Source organism: Microcoleus sp. S13_C5 (genome assembly GCF_036700845.1).
Classification (GTDB): Bacteria; Cyanobacteriota; Cyanobacteriia; order Cyanobacteriales; family Microcoleaceae; genus Microcoleus.
Genome location: NZ_JAUBPR010000056.1, coordinates 1 through 3,371, shown reverse-complemented (window position 1 = coordinate 3,371; position 3,371 = coordinate 1). Strand labels below are relative to the sequence as shown.

General features: G+C 50.1%; 1 protein-coding gene. It reads left to right on the top strand.

The window, feature by feature from the left end:
• Positions 1–3,371: FG-GAP-like repeat-containing protein (locus tag QUA04_RS16130; protein WP_333258326.1), on the top strand; the 3,371-nt coding region annotated here is incomplete at both ends.

Sequence of the window (3,371 nt, the reverse complement as noted above, 5' to 3'; positions counted from 1 at the left end):
ACTGGAACAGGGCCCATCAACAATAACGGTACTGGAACAGGGCCCATCAACAATAACGGTACTGGAACAGGGCCCATACTTGGAAGTCCCGGCATTGTTATTAGTCCGGCATCGGGATTAGTAACTACAGAAGCAGGTGGCACAGACACTTTCACCATCAAACTCACCAGGCCGCCTACTGCTGATGTGAAAATTGATCTGCGTAGCAACAATGAGGCAGAGGGAGTAATTTCAACGGACTCGATTACCTTCAATTCTGCTAATTGGAATCAGTGGCAGCCGATTACGATAACGGGTGTGGACGATCGAGTATTTGACAGCGATAAGACTTATCAGATTGTCACTGCCCCTGCTGTCAGTGCCGATAGCGACTATAACGGTCTTAACGCACCGGATGCCACTGTTGTTAACAGGGGTAACACCATACCGCCTTTGGATTCTGACACTGCTGCTAACCCAGGCATCACCGTCTCCCCCACCAACGGCTTAATCACCACTAAAACAGGTGCAAAAGCCAAATTTACCCTCGCACTTAATAGCCCGCCGACGGCTCCTGTTACGATCGGTTTGAACGTTTCTCCTCAAAATCCAACAGAAGGTAGTCTCTCCACTCCAGGAGTTACCTTTACACCTGACAACTGGAATATTCCCCAGGAGGTAACGGTAAAAGGAGAGGGTGGTACTCTCTCTGCTCCTGCTAACCGACCTTACACGATCGTTACCGCCCCTGCGATCAGCACTGACAGCAAATACTCAGGTCTAGATGCCTCTGATGTCAGTCTCACCAATATGTTCGTTTATGCCGATCCCTACAATCAATATCCTCAGATTGTCGTTGGCCCAACAAACGAGTTGATTACAACAGAAACAGGCGACACTGCTAATTTCAGTGTTGTGTTGACTCACCAACCTATGGCTGATGTTGTCATCCCAGTCAGCAGTGACAACCCAGCAGAAGGAACTGTTTCTGTACCGAGACTGAAGTTCACTCCTGATAATTGGGATACAGCTCAGATTGTCACAATCAAGGGCGTTAACGATAATCAACCTGATGGCGATCGTCCCTACAAAATTATTCTCGATCGGGTTATAACCAACGAGCCTCCTGGGACAACTTCTTCTTCAAGTGCCCGGTACTCAGGTTTCGATCCTCAAGATGTCAGCGTGACTAATCTCGAACGCAGTTACACTTTCAACAAAATCAATACCGAAATCTCGAATTATTTCGACGGCCGAGCGATTAGCGGTTGGGGAGACTACAGCGGTGATGGGAAACTGGATTTTATCGCGTCGGGTCGCCCTGAGCTACTTAGCAGACCCGGTAGCGTCGATAACTTCACAGGCACTTGGCTGTACCAGAACACAGGCAGTACCTTTACCGCTAAAAGCGGCTACTCAAGTTGGGAGTTAGCTTCTGCCGCATCTTGGGGAGATTACGATAATGACGGTAAGCTAAATTTGGCCTTACAAACAGTAGGAAATGACAGAATTCGGAGGCCAAGCTTTCTCCAAATCTACGGCAACTATGCCTTCAACTCAGAACAGAGAAGTTCCGCTGATAGTTCGCAAGCATGGGGAGACTATAACAACGACGGAAAACCGGATCTCCTGAATGCCACCCAACAAAGTATCTTCGACTCAGACACTGGGTTGAGCCAGCAAAACGTCAGCGTACTTTACCGAAATAGTGGCAGCAGTTTTACGCCAGACTTTAGCGCCCAACTCCCGGGCGTTACCGACGGTTCGGCTGCTTGGGGGGACTATAACAAGGATGGCAAACCCGATATCCTGCTAACGGGCGATAGTGTTTCAGGCAAAATAGCCAAGGTGTTTCGCAATACTGGCAGCGGCTTTAGCGAAGCTTTCGCTTTGCCCGGTGTTTCTAATGGTTCGGCTGCTTGGGGAGACTATGACAATGATGGCGATTTGGATATCTTGCTAGCGGGTAATTCAGATTCTGGCAACATCACTAAAGTTTACCGGAACACAGGCAGTGGCTTTAGCGAAGACACGACTGCCGCATTGCCCGGTGGTAGTTCCGCAGCTTGGGGAGACTACGACAACGACGGCAAATTCGATATCTTGCTCGACAGCAAAGTGTACCGCAACACTGGCAGCGGCTTTAGCGAAGATACCAGTGCTGGAGTGACTGGTGACGCTCAGGGATATTGGGGAGACTACGACAGTGACGGCAAATTGGATATTTTGCTGGGCAACCAAGTGTACCGCAGCAATACTGCGATCGCGAACACTCGCCCAACTGCACCCACAGGGCTGTCGGCTGAGCCTTCTGGCCGACAAGTCACTTTTAACTGGAACAAAGCAACTGATGCACAAACTCCTGCTGATGGTTTAAGCTACAACCTGCGAGTTGGCACGACACCAGGGGGCAGTGACATTCTCGCCCCGATGTCTCTCAATGACGGAACTCGGCAAGTTGTAGGGCTAGGTAATGCCAATCAAAACACCCAGTGGCAGCTCAAAGATTTGTCTCCAGATAAGACATATTACTGGAGCGTACAGGCGATCGACACTGCTTGGGCCGGTTCACCCTTTGCCGAAGAAGGAAGTTTTACTACAGTTGCCAACAACCCTCCTGTCCTCAACTACGGCCCGACTACAACCCCGTGGCATTACCAGTACATCAAGTCGAGCAGTTCATCAACGTTCGAGTACACCTTCCCAGAAAATACCTTCACTGACCCCGATCCGGGCGACCAACTGACCTACACAGCAACTCTGATGGACGGCAGTCCCCTGCCAAGTTGGCTCACTTTCAATCCAGATACCCGCACACTCAGCGGCACAAGTCCTAAACTGCAGCAGTTAACAATCAAGTTAACAGCAACAGACAGGGCGGGTCTTAGTGTCAGCGACAATGACCTTACACGTCCATTTCAGGGTATGTTGCTGACATTTAGTTGCACCGGCGTAGTGATTGACGGTTATATCTCCGGTGCCACCCTCTTCCTAGACGCCAACAAAAACAGCATCCTCGACACCAACGAACCATCCACCACAACCGATTCAGGCGGTAAATTCAATCTCAACATCCCCTTCGAGACATTCGACACCAACAAAAACGGAGAAATCGACCCATCAGAAGGCAATCTAGTTGCCACAGGAGGCACTGACACCGCCACCGGCTTACCCCTAGAAACACCAGTCACCGCACCCCCAGATGCGAGTGTAGTCACCCTCCTAACCAGCTTAATCGCCGACTTAATCGACAAAGGAATTGAACCTGAAGAAGCCCAATCTTTAGTCAAAGCAGCCCTTTCTCTCCCCGCCGATGTTGACCTAACTAGCTTCGATCCAATAGAAGCTACCAACAATAACGTACCGGGCGGAGTCCAAGTCTTAGCCGCCAT